The sequence below is a fragment of the Methylopila sp. Yamaguchi genome (genome assembly GCF_002897035.1).
Classification (GTDB): domain Bacteria; phylum Pseudomonadota; class Alphaproteobacteria; order Rhizobiales; family Methylopilaceae; genus Methylopila.
In genome coordinates this window covers 1-17171 of sequence record NZ_BAUX01000014.1, presented here as the reverse complement: position 1 = coordinate 17171, position 17171 = coordinate 1, and the positions used below count along the sequence as shown (strand labels likewise).

At 69.0% G+C, this 17171-nt stretch carries 16 protein-coding genes; 8 read left to right on the top strand and 8 right to left on the bottom strand.

The features are described 5' to 3' along the window. Nucleotides 1–17: 17 nt before the first annotated feature. Nucleotides 18–311: a hypothetical protein gene (locus tag METY_RS15580; RefSeq protein ID WP_146035739.1), complete on the bottom strand. Its 294-nt coding sequence runs from the start codon at nt 309–311 to the stop codon at nt 18–20. 79 nt (nt 312–390) lie between these two features. Then, nucleotides 391–894, bottom strand: coding sequence for an iron response transcriptional regulator IrrA (irrA, locus tag METY_RS15575; RefSeq protein WP_103122313.1), 504 nt, complete (start codon nt 892–894; stop codon nt 391–393). 240 nt (nt 895–1134) lie between these two features. On the opposite strand from irrA, the gene fabA reads away from it, so the two are divergent. The 8 genes from fabA to METY_RS15535 all read left to right on the top strand — a co-directional run bounded on the left by fabA (nt 1135) and on the right by METY_RS15535 (nt 7683). After that, the gene (fabA, locus tag METY_RS15570; protein WP_020187203.1) at nt 1135–1656 is read left to right on the top strand and encodes a 3-hydroxyacyl-[acyl-carrier-protein] dehydratase FabA; all 522 of its coding nucleotides are present in this window, start codon (nt 1135–1137) and stop codon (nt 1654–1656) included. 115 nt (nt 1657–1771) lie between these two features. Continuing rightward, entirely contained in the window at nt 1772–2983 is a 1212-nt protein-coding gene (gene fabB, locus METY_RS15565) for a beta-ketoacyl-ACP synthase I (RefSeq protein WP_103122312.1), read from the top strand. A 212-nt stretch (nt 2984–3195) separates the two neighbouring features. Then, on the top strand, nt 3196–4032 hold the full coding sequence (gene fabI, locus METY_RS15560; RefSeq protein ID WP_103122311.1) for an enoyl-ACP reductase FabI: 837 nt from the start codon (nt 3196–3198) through the stop codon (nt 4030–4032). Between the two features lie 63 nt (nt 4033–4095). Further along, complete coding sequence (locus tag METY_RS15555; protein WP_103122310.1) at nt 4096–5355, top strand: hypothetical protein; 1260 nt, start codon at nt 4096–4098, stop codon at nt 5353–5355. A gap of 49 nt (nt 5356–5404) precedes the next feature. Then, complete coding sequence (locus tag METY_RS15550) at nt 5405–6055, top strand: YitT family protein (RefSeq protein WP_244593686.1); 651 nt, start codon at nt 5405–5407, stop codon at nt 6053–6055. Between the two features lie 107 nt (nt 6056–6162). Further along, nucleotides 6163–6651: a sigma-70 family RNA polymerase sigma factor gene (locus METY_RS15545; RefSeq protein WP_244593685.1), complete on the top strand. Its 489-nt coding sequence runs from the start codon at nt 6163–6165 to the stop codon at nt 6649–6651. Continuing rightward, on the top strand, nt 6638–7417 hold the full coding sequence (locus METY_RS15540; protein ID WP_200819704.1) for an anti-sigma factor family protein: 780 nt from the start codon (nt 6638–6640) through the stop codon (nt 7415–7417). Before METY_RS15545 ends, METY_RS15540 begins: the two co-directional genes overlap by 14 nt. After that, on the top strand, nt 7414–7683 hold the full coding sequence (locus tag METY_RS15535; protein WP_103122307.1) for a hypothetical protein: 270 nt from the start codon (nt 7414–7416) through the stop codon (nt 7681–7683). Before METY_RS15540 ends, METY_RS15535 begins: the two co-directional genes overlap by 4 nt. Nucleotides 7684–7689: 6 nt before the next feature. Here METY_RS15535 and METY_RS15530 read toward each other — a convergent pair whose 3' ends face one another. The 6 genes from METY_RS15530 to infB all read right to left on the bottom strand — a co-directional run. After that, complete coding sequence (locus METY_RS15530) at nt 7690–10464, bottom strand: response regulator (protein ID WP_103122306.1); 2775 nt, start codon at nt 10462–10464, stop codon at nt 7690–7692. A gap of 264 nt (nt 10465–10728) precedes the next feature. Beyond that, nucleotides 10729–12954, bottom strand: a complete 2226-nt coding sequence (gene pnp / locus METY_RS15525) for a polyribonucleotide nucleotidyltransferase (RefSeq protein WP_103122305.1) — start codon at nt 12952–12954, stop codon at nt 10729–10731. A gap of 332 nt (nt 12955–13286) precedes the next feature. Beyond that, nucleotides 13287–13556 (bottom strand): 30S ribosomal protein S15, encoded by a 270-nt coding sequence (gene rpsO / locus METY_RS15520; protein ID WP_103122304.1) that lies wholly within the window; start codon nt 13554–13556, stop codon nt 13287–13289. Nucleotides 13557–13597: 41 nt separating this feature from the next. Then, nucleotides 13598–14527, bottom strand: coding sequence for a tRNA pseudouridine(55) synthase TruB (truB, locus tag METY_RS15515; protein ID WP_103122303.1), 930 nt, complete (start codon nt 14525–14527; stop codon nt 13598–13600). Beyond that, nucleotides 14524–14958, bottom strand: a complete 435-nt coding sequence (gene rbfA, locus METY_RS15510) for a 30S ribosome-binding factor RbfA (protein ID WP_103122302.1) — start codon at nt 14956–14958, stop codon at nt 14524–14526. Before rbfA ends, truB begins: the two co-directional genes overlap by 4 nt. A 142-nt stretch (nt 14959–15100) precedes the next feature. After that, nucleotides 15101–17171: translation initiation factor IF-2 (infB, locus tag METY_RS15505; RefSeq protein WP_200819703.1), on the bottom strand; the 2071-nt coding region annotated here is incomplete at its 5' end.

Genomic DNA, 17171 nt, shown 5'->3' with positions numbered 1-17171 from the left:
GCGGCTTCCGCACGGCGTCAGGGCGCGGGCGCCTCGGAGTCGCTGCGAAAGCAGGTCCAGTTCCGGAACGAGACGCAGACAAACGCCTCGTCGCCGCGCGTCAGGCGGCGGAACCGACCATAGATCGGATCGCCCGCGCGGCATCCGTCCCATGCATCCCCAAGGACCTTCAGCGTGTAGCAGGTGACCGGGTGCGCCTCGAGCAGCCGTCCCTGGGCGACCAGTTGAAACCCCTGCAGCACCAGATCCTCGACGGTGCGCGTTTCCGCCGCTCGGACAGGCGCCGCGGCGGTCGCGGCAAGGCTCGCCATCGCGAGCGCCAACGAGAAAAGGCCGCCTCGCTGCGAGACGGCCTTTTTTCGTGTCATCAATGGAGATCGTGCTGGGAGATCAGCTCACACGCTTGCGGCGCAGTCGGACCACGACGTCGACGCGTGCGATCTCCATGCCGTCCGGGATTTCCGGAAGGCGGTCGACGGAGACATGCGCGCCCGGGATGTCCATCAGGCGGTTGTCGTCTTCGACCAGGAAGTGGTGGTGCTCGGTGACGTTGGTGTCGAACCAGGTCTTGGAGCCGTCGACCGCGAGCTCGCGCAGCAGGCCCACTTCAGTGAACTGATGGAGCGTGTTGTAGACGGTGGCGAGCGACACCGGCACGCGGGCGCGCATCGCCTCCTCGTGCAGGATTTCCGCCGTCACGTGCCGGTCGCCCTTGGCGTAGAGCAGGCGGCCGAGCGCGATGCGCTGGCGGGTTGGACGGAGGCCGGAGTCGCGCAGCAGACCGCCGACGTCGCGCGCGACGCAGAGGGACGGCCGCAGGCCGCAGTCGACCGTGCGATCGGCCGCGGCGGAGGAAGCGACGGGGGCGGCGGTGGTCGTGATCGGTTCGGCCATCGTCGGTCTCGGGTACGCTCATGTTGAAGGCGGGGCCGAAGGACGGTCGCGCCGGACAAGGACACGCGCGCAGCAATGCGCAGCGAAAGCATGCGTAATCGTATCGTGTCGCAACGCAGCGAGCAACCTCCTTCGCTCGGAACGCTTTTCGCCGGTCCGACATGTGTGCTAGCTAAGCCGCGCTTCGCGCGCCGGACTTCTGGCGAACGCAATGATCCATAAGGACGCAGACGCAGTCACATGACCGAACGCAAGGCCAGCTACGAGTACGAAGACCTTCTGGCCTGCGGCCGCGGGGAGCTGTTCGGGGCGGGCAACGCCCAGCTTCCCCTGCCGCCCATGCTGATGTTCGACCGCATCTCGGAGATCTCGGAGACCGGCGGCCCGCACGGCAAGGGCTTCGTCCGCGCCGAGCTCGACGTGACGCCCGACCTCTGGTTCTTCGACTGCCACTTCAAGGGCGATCCGGTGATGCCGGGTTGTCTCGGCCTCGACGCGCTCTGGCAGATGACCGGCTTCTTCCTTGGCTGGACCGGATCCTCGGGCCGTGGCCGCGCGCTGGGCACGGGCGAGATCAAGTTCACCGGTCAGGTGCTCCCGAGCGTCAAGAAGGTGGTCTACGGCGTCGACTTCAAGCGAGTCGTTCGCGGGCGCCTTGTGCTCGGCATCGCCGACGGCTGGCTTCAGGCCGACGGGCAGACCATCTATGAGGCGAAGGACCTGAAGGTCGGCCTGTTCAAGGCCGAGGCCGCCGCGGCCTGAGCCTCGGAGGTCGCCTTTACCCCCGGCGTCGCGACGCGGCGCGTCAACCTGATCCGGCTCGCGTCCTGCGCAAGGCGCTGCGGACGCCCGGCCGTTACGGAATTGGAGGCTCCCCATGAGGCGCGTCGTCGTCACCGGCATGGGAATCGTGTCGTCTATCGGAAACTCCACGCAGGAGGTCGTCGCCTCCCTGCGCGAGGCGAAATCCGGCATCACCCGCGCTGAGCAGTTCGCGGCCCATGGCTTCAAGTGCCAGGTTCAGGGCGCGCCGACGCTCGATCCGGCCGAGGTGGTCGACCGTCGCGCCATGCGCTTCCATGGCGGCGGCTCCGGCTGGAACCACGTCGCCATGGACCAGGCGATCCGGGACGCAGGGCTCGAGGAGAGCGACATCTCCGACGAGATGACCGGCATCATCATGGGCTCCGGCGGCCCATCGACCAAGGTCGTGGTGGAGGCCGCGGACATCACCCGCGAGAAGGGCGGCCCGAAGCGCATCGGCCCCTTCGCGGTGCCGAAGGCGATGTCCTCGACCGCGTCTGCGACGCTCGCGACCTGGTTCAAGATCAAGGGCGTGAACTACTCGATCTCCTCCGCCTGCGCGACGTCGAGCCATTGCATCGGCAACGCCGCCGAGATGATCCAGTACGGCAAGCAGGACGTGATGTTCGCCGGCGGCTGCGAGGAGCTCGACTGGACGCTCTCCGACATGTTCGACGCCATGGGCGCCATGTCGAGCAAGTTCAACGACACGCCGGCGACCGCCTCGCGGGCCTATGACAAGAACCGCGACGGCTTCGTCATCGCCGGCGGCGCCGGGGTGCTGGTGCTGGAGGAGTACGAGCGGGCCAAGGCGCGCGGCGCCAAGATCTACGCCGAACTCACCGGCTACGGCGCGACGTCGGACGGCTACGACATGGTCGCCCCCTCGGGCGAGGGCGCGGTGCGCTGCATGCGCCAGGCGATGAAGACCGCCCGCAATCCGATCGACTACGTCAATCCGCACGCGACCTCGACCCCTGTCGGCGACGCCAAGGAGATCGAGGCTTTGCGCGCGGTGTTCGGGGACAAGTGCCCGCCGATCTCCGGCACCAAGTCGCTCACGGGCCATTCGCTCGGCGCGGCCGGCGTGCAGGAGGCGATCTACTCCCTGCTGATGATGCAGGGCGGCTTCATGGCCGAGAGCGCGCACATCGAGGAGCTCGATCCGGCTTTCGCCGACATGCCGATCCTGCGCGAGCGGACCGACAAGACGCTGAACGCCGTGATGTCGAACTCCTTCGGCTTCGGCGGCACCAACGCCACGCTGGTGTTCGAGCGGGTGTGACCCTTCTTGCGTCGGCGGATCGGATCCGTCGACGCCGAACCTAAAACGCCTCGTCAGCCCCGGCTTGTCCGGGGGATCCGGCCGGGGCATAGGGCGCTTAACTTGCGATCGCGGTGCGAAGCGGCGCTCTGGATCCCCCGGACAAGCCGAGGGATGAAGGCCGAGGGTGTCCGACCGGGCGCTGTCCGTCCAACGTAACGGAGGAGACCGGAATGGTCGCCGGACTTCTTTCAGGCAAGCGCGCCCTCGTCATGGGCGTCGCCAACGACCACTCGATCGCCTGGGGCTGCGCCAAGGCGCTAGCGCAAGCCGGCGCGGAAATCGCCTTCACCTACCAAGGCGACGCACTTGGCAAGCGCGTGCGACCGCTGGCGGAGACCCTCGGCTCAGATCTCGTGCTGCCCTGCGACGTGGAGGACATCGCCTCGGTGGACGCCGTCTTCGCCGCGCTCAAGGAGCGGTGGGGCGGGCTCGACCTGCTGGTCCACGCCATCGGCTTCTCCAACAAGAACGAGCTGAAGGGCCGCTACGCCGACACCAGCCGCGAGAACTTCTCGCGCACCATGGTGATCTCGGCCTTCTCCTTCACGGAGGTCGCGAAGCGCGCCGCCGAGCTGATGACCGACGGCGGTTCGATGATCACGCTCACCTACGGCGGCGCGACTCGCGTCATGCCGAACTACAACGTCATGGGCGTCGCCAAGGCGGCGCTGGAAGCGAGCGTGCGCTACCTCGCCGCCGACTACGGCCCGCAGGGAATCCGCGTCAACGCGATCTCCGCCGGGCCGGTGCGGACGCTCGCGGGCGCCGGCATTTCCGATGCGCGGCTGATGTACGAGTACCAGCGCCGCCACGCGCCGTTGCGCCGCCCGATCACCATCGAGGACGTCGGCGGCGCGGCGCTCTACCTGCTCTCCGATCTCGCGTCCGGCGTCACGGGTGAGATCCACTTCGTGGACGCCGGCTACAATGTCATCTCGATGCCGCGGCCGGACAGCCTGAAGACGATCGTCGCGGCGGAAGACGCGGCGGAGAAGGCCGGCGGGTGACATCTACAAGCTCAAGGCTCGTCCGCCCTTGAGACCGAGCGAGAGCGTTTCGGAGCGATCCACGTGAGCGACATCCCGTCCGACTTCGTGGCCGCCCGTACGGACGCCTATTTCGCGAAGACGTCCGAAATCGTCGCGGCGCATGGCGACGCGCGCGTCACCTATGCGGTGTTCCTGCGCGCCGACGCCGTGGTGGCGCTCGATCGGGCGATCGCCTTCCTCGAGGACGTCTATCCCGCCGACGCCGCGATCCCGCTGACGCTCGACCGTACGGCGCCGGAGGGCGCCGCGCTCGCGCCGGGCAAGCCGATGCTCTACGTGACCGGGTCGCTGGCCGCTCTCTCGCCGATCGAAACGCTGCTGCTGCAGCGGATCGGCTTCGCCTGCGTGTCGGCGTTCAACGCCTTCTCCATGGCGCTCGCGCTGCCGGACTGCGCCTTCCTCGCCATGGAGGCGCGCCACACCACCGGCGATGACATGCACCTCGCCTGCTCCTACGGCGCGAGCGTCGGGTCGCGCACCGCGCAGCTGATGGGCGCGAAGGGCTTCGTCGGCACCTCCACCGACCTCGCCGCGCCGCTCTATGGAACGTCCCGAGGGCTTGGCACCATGCCGCACTCGCTGATCGGCTACGCCAAGGCGCGGATGCTGAGAGACGGCCGCGACCCAACGGTGGAGAGCGCGACGCTTGAGGCCGCCAAGCTCTACGTCGCGCAGTTTCCGGACGAGCCCGGCATCACGGCGCTCGTCGACTACGACGGCCGCGAGGTGACCGACGCGCTCGCCATCTGCCGCTGGTTCTACGCGCCCGGCGGCCCCGCTGAGGCCGGGAAGACGCTGAGCTTCCGGCTCGACACCCACGGCGGCCGTCACCTCGAAGGGCTGGACTGGGACGAGAGCGTCCGAACGCTGCTCAAATGGACCCACCGGCACACGCCGGGCGAGGTGGCGAAGCTCGCGCTGCAGGGCTTCGATCTGGCCGAGCTCGACGGCCTTTCCGCCGACGAGATCCGCGACAAGGTCCTGTTCGGAACGGGGGTGACGGCCGCGGCCGTGATCTTCTTCCGCAAGGCCCTCGACGACGCCGGCTTCAAGCAGCCAAAAATCGTCGCCTCCTCCGGCTTCGACACGCTGAAGTGCCGCGTGTTCGGCAATCTCTCGGCGCCGGTCGACGTGGTCGGCACCGGCTCCTTCCTGCCGTCCAAGCTCTCGCGCACCTACGCCACCGCCGACATCGTGCGCTACGACCTGCCGGAAGCCGACGGCGGCTGGCGCCGCTTCGATCTGGTGAAGGTCGGCCGCGAGTTTCTGAAGATCAGCTAGGCCCCCGCCGGCGTGGACGCCGGCGGCGGGCCGTGGCTTGCTGGCGTTTATGGACATCAGCAAGCCCGCCGCCCGCCTCGCCGAAAAGCTGAAGCCGCAGGGCGACGCGCGCAAACACACGCGGCTGGAGGACGCCGTCGCCTTCTGCATCGCGGTGGTGCTGATCGGTCTCGGCTTGGCGCTGCTGCAGGCGGCGGGACTCGCCACCGGCGGCGTCGCCGGCATCGCGCTGATCCTGCACTTCGCCCTGGGATGGCCGACGGGCGTGCTGTTCCTGCTGGTCAACCTCCCGTTCTACGCGCTCGTCTACCGGACGATGGGGGCCGAGTTCACCCTAAAGACCCTGATCGTCAACGCGATGCTCGCCGGGTTCGGAGCGCTGGCCCCGCACGTCTTCGCCCTGCAGTCCAAGAGCGGCGTGTTCGCGGCCCTCGCCGGTGGCGTTCTGCTGGGCATGGGCGTACTCGCCCTCGCCCGCCACAAGGCGAGCGTCGGCGGCACGAGCGCGCTTGCGCTCTACGCCCAGGAGCGCGGCTGGCTGCGGGCCGGCCACGTCCAGGCCCTGACCGACTTTCTGGTGCTCGCCGCGGCCGCGACGGTGCTCGACCTCGAGCATCTTGCGCTCTCGGTGCTGAGCGCGCTGACGCTGAGCGTGGTGCTGGTCTTGAATCACAAGCCCGGCCGCTACGCAGGCTTCTGACCGGCGCTTTTTTTGCGCCCCGTCGGGATTAAACCCTCGGCCGGCTCCGTAAACGCATCATGACCACATCGAAGCGCGGGTTTGACGTGACCGGGGAGCTTGGCCCCATGCGTCGCTACGCCCGGGCTTTGGCGGGGTCCCATGGCGACGCGGACGATCTGGTGCAGGAAGCGCTGGCGCGCGCCCTCGAACGGCGCGCAAGCTTCCGCTCGGACATGGCCTTGCGGCCCTGGCTGCTGGCGATTCTGCACAACGTGTTTGTGGACGGGGTCCGCCGCCGCCGTGCGGAGTTGACCCGGCTCGAAGTGAGCGAGGCGGTGGCGACCGCGCTCGACGCGCCGCAGGAACACGCCGTGCGCCTCGCCGAGGTGCGCGCGCGGTTCGACGCCCTTCCCGAGGATCAGCGCGCGGCGCTGCACCTCGTGGCGATAGAGGGCCTTTCCTACCAGGACGCCGCCACCGCGATCGGGGCGCCCGTTGGGACATTGATGTCGCGGCTTGGCCGCGCGCGCGCCGCGCTGCGGGCGCCGGAGGCCGTCGCGTCTCCGGGCCCCGCTCGCCTGCGGCTCGTTGGAGGTTCGGATGATCAACACTGACGACGACCGGGTGTCCGAGGCCGATCTCGACGCCTATGTGGACGAGCAATTGCCCGCCAGCCGGCGCGTGGAGGTGGAGGGCCATCTCGCGCGCCACCCCGCCCTCGCCAGCCGAGTAATGGCGGATCTCCGCGCGCGCGACGAGCTGAGGCTCGCCTTCGCGAGCGTCCCTGGCCCCACCGACAGGTCTCTCGCCGCTGCGCGGCGCCTGCAGCGGGCAGCGTGGCTGGACACGCGGTTCTTGGGCTTCCGGCGCGCCGCGGCCGTTCTGTTTCTGGTCGGCGCGGGCTGGGTCGCGAACGAGCAGCTGGACAATCTGCTCGTCAGCAAGGTCTCGGCGTCGACGCAGCCCCCGACCTTCGTGACCGAAGCGGTGATGGCGCACCGCACCGCGCTGCTGCGGGGCGAGATGCGGTCCCAGATCGAGGCGCCGGACTACGATCCGGACGAAGTGCGGTCCGCCACCGCGATCGTCATGCCGCGGCTGCCCTCCGGCTGGAAGGCGCTCGACGTCCAGGTTTTTCCATCCACCTACGGGCCGAGCGTGCAGATGACGCTCGCGACCGAGCCCTTCGGTGTCGTCTCGCTCTACGCCTCCCGCCCGGGCGACCGGCGCACCGAGCCCGCCGCCCTAGCTCAGACGGACGGCGCGACCGCCGCCTTCTGGCGCAAGAGCGAGGTCGGCTATGTCCTGGTGGCGAATCCCGGCGTGGACGCCGGCGACCTCGTCGAGGTCGCGGGCGATCTGGCGCGGCGTCGCAAATGAGGTGTGACGTCATCGCCCTTCGCCGCGGCGCGACGGCGCCGAAGCCGGAGCGGCCGGCCGCCTGCACCTCGCGCCTGCGCGACGCGCTGTGCGCCGGCCGGGTTGACGAGTTCATCGAGGAAACGCTCGTCGAAACGGCGCCCCCGCGCGCCAAGGGCAACGTCGTCGGGCTGCTGCGGGCGATGGGCGGCCGCGTGTCTTCGCCGCTGTCCTCAATCAGGCGGCTGGCCCCGCGCGACGGCGGGGCGCCCCGCTCCGACGACTAAACGCGGTCAGCTCTGCGGGACAAGCGCGGTGGCGGCCTGCGCCGGCCCCGCGACGGCGGGGCGCGCGGCGGCGAGCGCCGCTTTCAGCGCTTCGGCGTCGTACGGCTTCCGCAACAGAAGCGGCGCTTCGCCGTCGACCTCGGGCGCGACGTCGCTGCCGGTCGCGAAGATCACGCCGACGCCGGGCCGCAGTTCGCGCGCGCGCGCCGCGAAGGCTCCGCCCGAGACGCCGGGCAGCCCGAGATCCGTCATCAGCACATCGACGGGCATGGTTTGAAGCGCCGCGTCCGCCTCTTCCGCGCTGCCGGCCTCAACGACGATGTGGCCGAGGCCCTGGAGCATCTCCGCCGCGTTCGCGCGGATCACGGGGTCGTCCTCGACCAGCAGGACGGTCAAGGGCGCGGCGTCGGCGACGGCGCCCGCGGGCTCAGTCGCAGTCGTATCCGGCGCAGTGACGGACTCCACGGCCTGCGCCCGCTGGGCCTGGTTCGCCAGCACGTGCCGGATCTTCCGCGCCAACGCCTCGCGGGCGTAGGGCTTCGACAGCAGCTCGACGCCGGCGTCGAGCCGGCCGCCGTGCACGATCGAATTTTCGGTGTAGCCCGAGGTGAACAGCACGGCGAGGTTCGGCAGACGCAGGCGCGCCCTTCGCGCGAGTTCGGGGCTCTTCAAGGGTCCCGGCATCACGACGTCGGTGAACAGCAGGTCGATCGGGACGCCGCTCTCGACGACGCTCAGCGCGCTTGCCGCGTCCTTGGCGGTCAGCACGTGGTAGCCGAGATCGGCGAGCGTTTCGACGACCGTGGCGCGGACTTCCTCGTCGTCCTCCGCCACGAGAATCGTCTCGGTTCCGCCCCGCGCCGGGGTCGCGTCCGGGACGGCCCGCACGTCTTCGACCTCGTCCGCCCGCGGCAGATACAGCTTCACGGCGGTCCCGAGGCCCGGCTCGCTGTAGAGCTTGATGTGGCCGCCCGACTGCTTGACGAAGCCATAGACCATCGACAGCCCGAGCCCGGTTCCCTTGCCCTCCGGCTTTGTCGAGAAGAACGGCTCGAACACCTGCTCCAGCACCTCCGGCGTCATGCCGGAGCCGGTGTCGCTGACGGCGACCATCACGTACTCGCCCGGCGTCGCCTCGTCGTGGCGCCGGGCGTAGTCCGCGTCGAGGACCACGTTGCCAGCCTCGATCATCAGCTTGCCTGCGCCGTCCATGGCGTCGCGGGCGTTGATGGCGAGGTTCAGGATCGCGGTCTCGATCTGTGTGGGGTCGATCAAGGTGTTCCAGAGATCGGCGCTCGCGATGGTCTCGATCTCGATGGACTCGCCGATCGAGCGCCGCAGCATGTCGTCCATGCCTGCGATCAGACGGCCGACGTTCACCACCTTCGGCGCCAGGGGCTGCCGTCGGCCGAAGGCCAGGAGTTGGCTCGCCAGCTTCGCGCCGCGCGACACGCCCGCGAGCGCGTTCGCGAGCCGCCGCTCGGCGCGCTCGTTGCCCTCCAGGTCCTTCGTCAGCAGCTGCAGATTGCCGGAGATCACCTGGAGCAGATTGTTGAAATCATGCGCGACGCCTCCGGTGAGCTTCCCGATCGTCTCCATCTTTTGCGCCTGCTGAAGCGCCCGCTCGGCCAGCCTCCGGTCGGCGATCTCGGACGCGACTTTCGCTTCGAGCGTTTCGTTGAGCTGCCGCAGCTGATCCTCAGCCCGCGCCCGGTGCCGCAGCTGCCGTTCGAGCTCCGCGAACAGGCGCGCGTTGTCGATCGCGACCGCGGCCTGACCCGCGAGGCTGAGCAGGCTTGCCTCCGCCGTCACGTCGAACCACCTAGGCTCGCTATGACCAAAGAGCAGCGCGCCGATCCCCTCCCCGGACCGGGACTTCACGGGCACCGCGAGATAGCTGCGCATCGGGAAGTCCCCGTCCGGCAAGCCGGCCTCGGGAGCGTTCAAGCCGGAGCGCGGATCCCGCGCGACGTCGTCCGCCCGCACGACGGTCTCGCCGCTGAAGGCCGGAGCGAACAGCGCGGTGTTCCAAGGCTTAGGAAAGCGCGCGAAGGTGTCGGGGTCCGCCCCGGACAGCGCGTAGAGCCTGCATCCCTCGGCGCGCTCGTCCTTGGTGTTGTAGAAGAACGCGCCGAACTCCGCTCCGGTGAGAGCCACCCCCGCGTCCGCGGTGGTCTGGGCGACGCGCCCCACGTCGAGTTCTGACGTGATGGCGACGCCCGCGCGGTTGACCGTCGCCAGCGCGTCGGTGCGCGCTTTCAAGGTCGAAAGCGCCTCCCGCTCGCGTCGGGCCGCCAGCACGCCTTCGGTCACCTCGGTGGTGATGCACAGAAGGCCGTCGATCGCGCCGCCATCTCCGCGCAGCGGAGTGAACGAGAAGGTGAACCAGGTGTCGACGAGATGGCCCGCCCGCATCATCGGTATCGGCAGGTTCTCGAACAGGACCGGCTCGCCGGCCAGCACGCTCGCGACCGTGCCCCCGAACTGCGCCCAGACGTCGGACCACACCTCCGAGAACGGCCGCCCTAGGGCGCCGGGGTGTCGCTCCGGGAAGATCGGCACGTAGGCGTCGTTGTAGAGAAAGGCCAGATCCGGCCCCCAGGCCACGTACATGGACTGGCGGGACGCCAACATCGTCTCGACATGGGTTCGCAGAGCGGCGGGCCAGGCGCCGACAGGGCCGAGGCCCATCGCCTCGAAACCCGGGACGCGCAACAAGCGGCCGACGTCGCCTCCCGCGGGGGGCCAGTCAGCACCGACAGGTCCGTCGATAGAGGTCATGTGGTCCGTCATTCACGAGGCCCGCGAAGGGCCGGGGGCGCAGCAGGCTCGATCGCCGAAACGCAAGCGCCTAGGGACGCGCGTCGCGTCCCATCGGACTAGTTAGCGCCTGCGGCGCCCACTCGTCCAGATCGGGGCAACTCCCGGATAAACATGGATGTCTGCGATCCTCCACCCCGCGCCTGCGGCTTTGCGGCGGCAAGAAAAAGCCCGCCGACGTTTCCGCCGGCGGGCTGTCAATCATTGGTCGGCGGAAAGCCCGGCTTACTCGGCCGCCTCTTCGCGACGGCGACGACCGCCGCTGCGACGACCGCCCGAACGCTCCTCGCCGCCCTCGGAGGTCTCCGCCGCGGGGGCTTCGGCGCCCTCGGCGCCGCCCTTGCCCTCGAGGTCCTCGCCGGTCTCCTGGTCGACGACCTTCATGGACAGACGGGTCTTGCCGCGGTCGTCGAAGCCCATGAGCTTCACCTTGACCTTGTCGCCCTCCTTGAGGACGTCCGAGACCTTGGCGACGCGCTCGCGGCTGATCTGGCTGACATGGACGAGGCCGTCCTTGGCGCCGAAGAAGTTCACGAAGGCGCCGAACTCCACGACCTTCACGACGGTGCCGTCGTAGACCACGCCGACTTCCGGATCGGACGCGATCGAGCGGATCCAGTTGAGCGCGGCCTTGATGGCCTTGCCGTCGCTGGAGGCCACCTTCACGGTGCCGTCGTCCTCGATGTTTACCTTGGCCCCGGTCTTCTCCACGATCTCGCGGATGACCTTGCCGCCGGTGCCGATCACTTCCCGGATCTTGTCGGTCGGGATCTTGATGACCTCGATGCGCGGCGCGTACTCGCCGAGCTCGGTGCGGCCGGCCTCAATCGCCTTCGACATCTCGGTGAGGATGCCGAGACGGCCGTCCTTCGCCTGGGCGAGGGCGACCTTCATGATCTCCTCGGTGATGCCGGCGATCTTGATGTCCATCTGGAGCGCGGTGACGCCCTGATCGGTGCCGGCCACCTTAAAGTCCATGTCGCCAAGGTGATCCTCGTCGCCGAGGATGTCGGAGAGCACGGCGAACTTCTCGCCCTCGAGGATGAGGCCCATCGCGATGCCCGCGACCGGGCGCTTCAGCGGCACGCCGGCGTCCATGGCGGACAGCGAGGCGCCGCAGACGGACGCCATCGAGGACGAGCCGTTGGACTCGGTGATCTCCGACACGATGCGCAGCGTGTACGGGAACTCCGTCACTTCCGGCAGCATCGGGTGGATCGCGCGCCAGGCCAGCTTGCCGTGGCCGATCTCACGACGGCCGGGCGCGCCCATGCGGCCGGTCTCGCCCACCGAATAGGGCGGGAAGTTGTAGTGGAGCAGGAAGCGCTCCTTGTAGGTGCCGCCGAGCGAGTCGATGAACTGCTCGTCCTCGCCGGTGCCGAGCGTCGCGACCACGAGGGCCTGCGTCTCGCCGCGGGTGAAGATCGCCGAGCCGTGCGTGCGCGGCAGGACGCCGACTTCCGCAAGGATCGGGCGGACAGTCGTGAGGTCGCGGCCGTCGATGCGGATCTTGTCGTCCAGGATGCCCCAGCGGACGATCTTGGCCTCAAGCTCCTTGAACACCGCGCCAAGCTTCAGCGGATCGACCGGGTTCTCGGCGCCCTCGCCCGAAAGCGCCTCGAGCGCCTTCTTCTTGGCGGCGCCGACGGCGTCCTGGCGATCCTGCTTGCGCTTGATCTTGTAAGCGTCGCGGAGGTCGGCCTCGACCAGCTCGCGGAGCTTCGCCTCGAGCTCGGAGACGTCGGCGACCTGGTGGTCACGCGGCTCCTTGGCGGCCTTCTCGGCCAGACGGATAATGGCGTCGATCACGGGCTGGAAGCCTGCGTGGCCGAACATCACGGCGCCGAGCATGACCTCCTCGGAGAGCTCCTTGGCCTCCGACTCTACCATCAGCACCGCGTCCTGAGTGCCGGCGACCACGAGGTCGAGCGCCGAGGAGCTCATGCGGTCCTGGACCGGGTTCAGGACGTATTCGCCGTCGATATAGCCGACGCGGGCGCCGCCGATCGGGCCCATGAAGGGCACGCCCGAAAGCGTCAGCGCGGCCGAGGCGCCGATCATGCCGACGATGTCGGGGTCGTTCTCGAGGTCGTAGGACAGGACCGTGACGACGACCTGCGTGTCGTTCTTGTAGCCCTCGGCGAACAGCGGCCGGATCGGGCGGTCGATCAGGCGGGAGGTCAGCGTGTCCTTCTCGGTCGGACCACGCTCACGCTTGAAGTAGCCGCCCGGGATGCGGCCCGCGGCGTAGTACTTCTCGGTGTAGTTCACGGTCAGCGGGAAGAAGTCGACGCCGGCCTTCGGCGCCTTGGCCGAGACGGCGGTCGCGAGCACGGTGGTGTCGCCGTAGGTGACGAGGACGGCGCCGTCGGCCTGGCGGGCGACGTGTCCGGTCTCGAGCGTCAGCGTGCGGCCGGCCCACTCGATCTTTTCGCGATGGATCTCAAACATGCAAAATCATTCCTTGCGGTCTGGAACCGTCAAGGAGGCCGTCGGGCGTCGTGAAGGCCATGGGCAAGACGGCGCGGCGCTTCTCCGCAAACTCAGGCCGTCGTCTCACGACGTCGGCCGGGAAAGCGCCCTGCGATCCTGCCCCATGACGTTCGGGCCCGATGGCGTCCCGGGTCCCTTCGTTCGTGGCGTGAGCCGGCGCCCCATGCGCCGACCACCCTTATCGTCTTGGTCGCCTCGGGAGACCGCCGTCTGCGGCCTCCGCCATGCTCGTCTCACCGTCGCATGACAGGCGGATGGCGGTCGATCGGCGACCGCCCCTCAGCGTAGCGTCAGCGGCGGATGCCGAGACGCTCGATCAGGCTCTGGTACCGAGCCTGATCCTTGCCCTTCACGTAATCCAGCAGCGAACGGCGCTGGCTGACGAGCTTGAGCAGGCCCCGACGCGAATGGTTGTCCTTCGCGTGGCTCTTGAAGTGGCCGGTCAGGTTGGAGATGCGCTCGGTGAGAATCGCGACCTGGACTTCCGGCGAGCCGGTGTCGCCCTGCTTGGTGGCGTACTCGGAGACGAGCTCCTGCTTGCGTTCTGGAGTGATCGACATCGGTCTCTCTCGTTCGATCGGTTTTGGTCGTCGCCCGGCTCTCAAGGCCGCGCGATGTGGAAGATGCGTCGGGGATGAAGTTCGCCGCGTTCGATCTCGCCGAGCGCGATCAACGCGCCGTCGGTCGTCACGGAGACCGTACCTTGGAAGGTCGGGGCATCCCGTCCGCGCAGCAGCACCGGTTGCCCATTGAGCAGCCGAGCCGCCTCCGCCCGATTGACGGCGAGCGCCGGGATGTCGTCCAGCGCCGTCTCGACCGGAAGGAGAGCGTCAGCGAGACCATGCTCGCCGGCGGCACCCTGTCGCAATTGCTCCAGTTCGTCCAGTGAAATCGCGTCGTCCTCGGTGAACCCGCCGACGACGGTGCGCCTCAGCGCGGTTACGTGACCGCGAGTTCCGAGCGCCCGGCCCATGTCACGGGCGAGCGCGCGGACATAGGTGCCCTTGCCGCATTCGGCCTCGAACACCGAACGGTCCGGCGCCGAGGTTTCGACCAGCTCCAGCCGGTGCACCTCGATGGTGCGCGCCACAAGCTCGACCTCCTCGCCCTCGCGCGCGAGATCATAGGCGCGCTGACCGTCGATCTTGATCGCCGAGAACTTCGGGGGCGTCTGCTCGATCGAGCCGTGGAACGACGGCAGCAGCGCGCGGATCTGCTCAACCGTCGGCCGAACGTCCGAACTTGCGATCGCCTCGCCCTCGGCGTCGTCGGTGTCGGTCTCGACGCCCCACAGCACCTCGAAACGATAGACCTTCCGGCTGTCCATGACGAAGGGCACGGTCTTGGTCGCTTCGCCGAAGGCGATCGGCAGGATGCCGGAGGCGAGCGGATCGAGCGTGCCGGCGTGCCCCGCCTTCTTCGCTTGGTAGAGCCAGCGCGCCTTCGACACCGCATGGGTCGAGGTGACGCCGACCGGCTTGTCAAGGATCAGCCAGCCCGAAATCTCGAGTCCCTTCTTGCGGCGGCTCACCGTGCGTCCTCCGGACCGTCCGACGACCCGTCGTCCTCGTAGGCCTCGAGGTCGCGTTTCACCTCGGGCGACCGCAGCAGGGCGTCGATCTGCGCGCCGCGGTCGAAGCTCTCGTCGACGCGGAAACGGATGTCGGGCGCCGACTTCAGCTCGAGCCGCTTCACCACCAGCATGCGGATCTGTTTGCGGTTGGCGTCGAGCGCCGCCAACACCTTCGTCACGTCCTTGCCGCCCAGCGGCATGACGTAGGCGGTCGCGAGCTTGAGATCCGGCGTCATCCGCACCTCAGGCACGGTGACGACGTGCCTCTCCAGCACGGGGTCGGGGATTTCGCGCCGCTGAAGCACGTCGGCCAGCGCATGGCGCACGAGTTCGCCCACGCGGAGCATGCGTTGCGACGGGGCTTTCGAGCCCCCGGAAGAGCGGGACATTTGACTTGTTCCTCAAGCGCCTATGCGGCGGCCGGGCGACCGGCTGCGCCGTCAGGGCCGGGATCGGACCGGCCGTGAGCGGATAAACGAACGACCCGCGGCGTGAGCCGCGGGTCGCAAACGGTTCGAACGGCGAGTGCGCTTAGAGGGTGCGCTTCACTTCCGTCACGCGGTAGCACTCGATGACGTCGCCCGCGCGCATGTCCTGGTAGTTCTCGAAGGACATGCCGCACTCCGTGCCGGCGCGAACCTCCTGCACATCGTCCTTGAAGCGCTTGAGGGTCGCGAGCTTGCCTTCGTGGATGACGACGTTGTCGCGGATGAGGCGCACGCTGGCGCCCTTCTGGACCACGCCGTCGGTGACGAGACAGCCGGCGATCTTGCCGACCTTCGACACCGCGAAGATCTCGCGGATCTCGGCGTTGCCGAGGAAGTCCTCGCGCCGCTCCGGCGACAGCATCCCGGACATCGTGGACTTAATGTCGTCCACCAGGTCGTAGATGATGTTGTAGTAGCGGATCTCGGTGCCGGTGCGGTCGGCCGCGTCCCGGGCTTCTTTCAGCGCGCGGACGTTGAAGCCGAGCACAGCTGCCTTCGACGCCGCCGCCAGGATCACGTCGCTCTCGGTCACGCCGCCGACGCCCGAGAGCAGCACCCGTACACCGACCTCGTCGTTGCCGATCTTTTCGAGCGACTGCACGATCGCCTCGACCGAGCCCTGGACGTCGCCCTTGATGACCAGCGGAAGCTCTTTCCGACCGGCCGTCTTGATCTGCGACATCATCTCCTCGAGACCCGACACGCGCACCGTGGCGCGCGCGGCCGCCTGCTCGCGCTTCTGGCGCTGGCGGTAATCGGCGATCTCGCGGGCGCGGGCCTCGTTCTCGACCACGGCGAAGCGGTCGCCCGCTTCGGGCGCGCCGTTGAAGCCGAGGATCTCGACGGGGGTCGACGGCAGGGCGTTCGGGGTGGACGCGCCCTTGTCGTCGACCAGCATACGCACGCGGCCCCATTCGGAGCCGGCGACGACGATGTCGCCCTGATGAAGCGTGCCGCGCTGGACGAGCACGGTCGCGACCGGACCCCGGCCGCGGTCGAGCTTGGCCTCGATCACGACGCCTTCCGCGGCGCGGTCGGCGTTCGCCTTCAGGTCGAGGATCTCGGCCTGCAGCTGGATCACCTCCAGCAGCTTGTCGAGACCTTCGCCGGTCTTGGCCGACACCTCGACCTCCAGCGTCTCGCCGCCCAGCGACTCGACCTGGATCTCGTACTGCAACAGCTCGCTGCGGACCTTGTCGGGCTTGGCCTCGGGCTTATCGATCTTGTTGATCGCCACGATGAGCGGAACGCCGGCCGCGCGGGCATGATTGATGGCTTCAGCCGTCTGCGGCATGACGCCGTCGTCGGCCGCAACCACCAGCACCACGATATCGGTCGACTTCGCGCCGCGCTGACGCATCGCCGTGAACGCGGCGTGGCCCGGCGTGTCGATGAAAGTGATCAGACCGCCGAGCGGCGACGGCACCTGATAGGCGCCGATGTGCTGGGTGATGCCGCCGGCCTCGCCCTTCACCACCTTGGTGTGCCGAATGGCGTCGAGCAGCGACGTCTTGCCGTGATCGACGTGGCCCATGATCGTGACGACCGGCGCGCGCTGGGTCTGCGCCCCCTCGGCGTCAGGCGCGTCGAAAAGACCTTCCTCGACGTCGGACTCGGCGACCCGGCGGACCGTGTGGCCGAGATCCTCGGCGACCAGCTGCGCGGTGTCCGCGTCGATCAGGTCGGTGATCTTCTTCATGACGCCCTGCTTCATCAGCAGGCGCACCACGTCCACCGCGCGCTCCGACATGCGGTTCGCGAGTTCCTGAACGGTGATCGTCTCAGGCACCACGACCTCGCGGGCCAGCTTCTCCTTGGGCTCCTGATGGCCCTTGCCGGAGAGACGCTGCACGCGGCGGCGGTAAGACGCCACCGAACGCGTTCGGTCTTCGCCCGTCGCGCCGGTCGCCGTCGCGATGGTCAGGCGGCCGCGCTCCTTCGTCGGGGCGGCCTTGGCGCGCTCCGGCTTCGCGGGCGTGACGGGGCGAGACGGGGCGGCGCCGAGACGCCGCGGCGCGGCGCGCGCGGGCTCCTCCGGCTCGGCCATCGTCGGGCGACGCACGCCGCCGGGGGCGGCCGAGGTCGGCGCGCTCGGGCGGCGGGCCGCCGGCGAC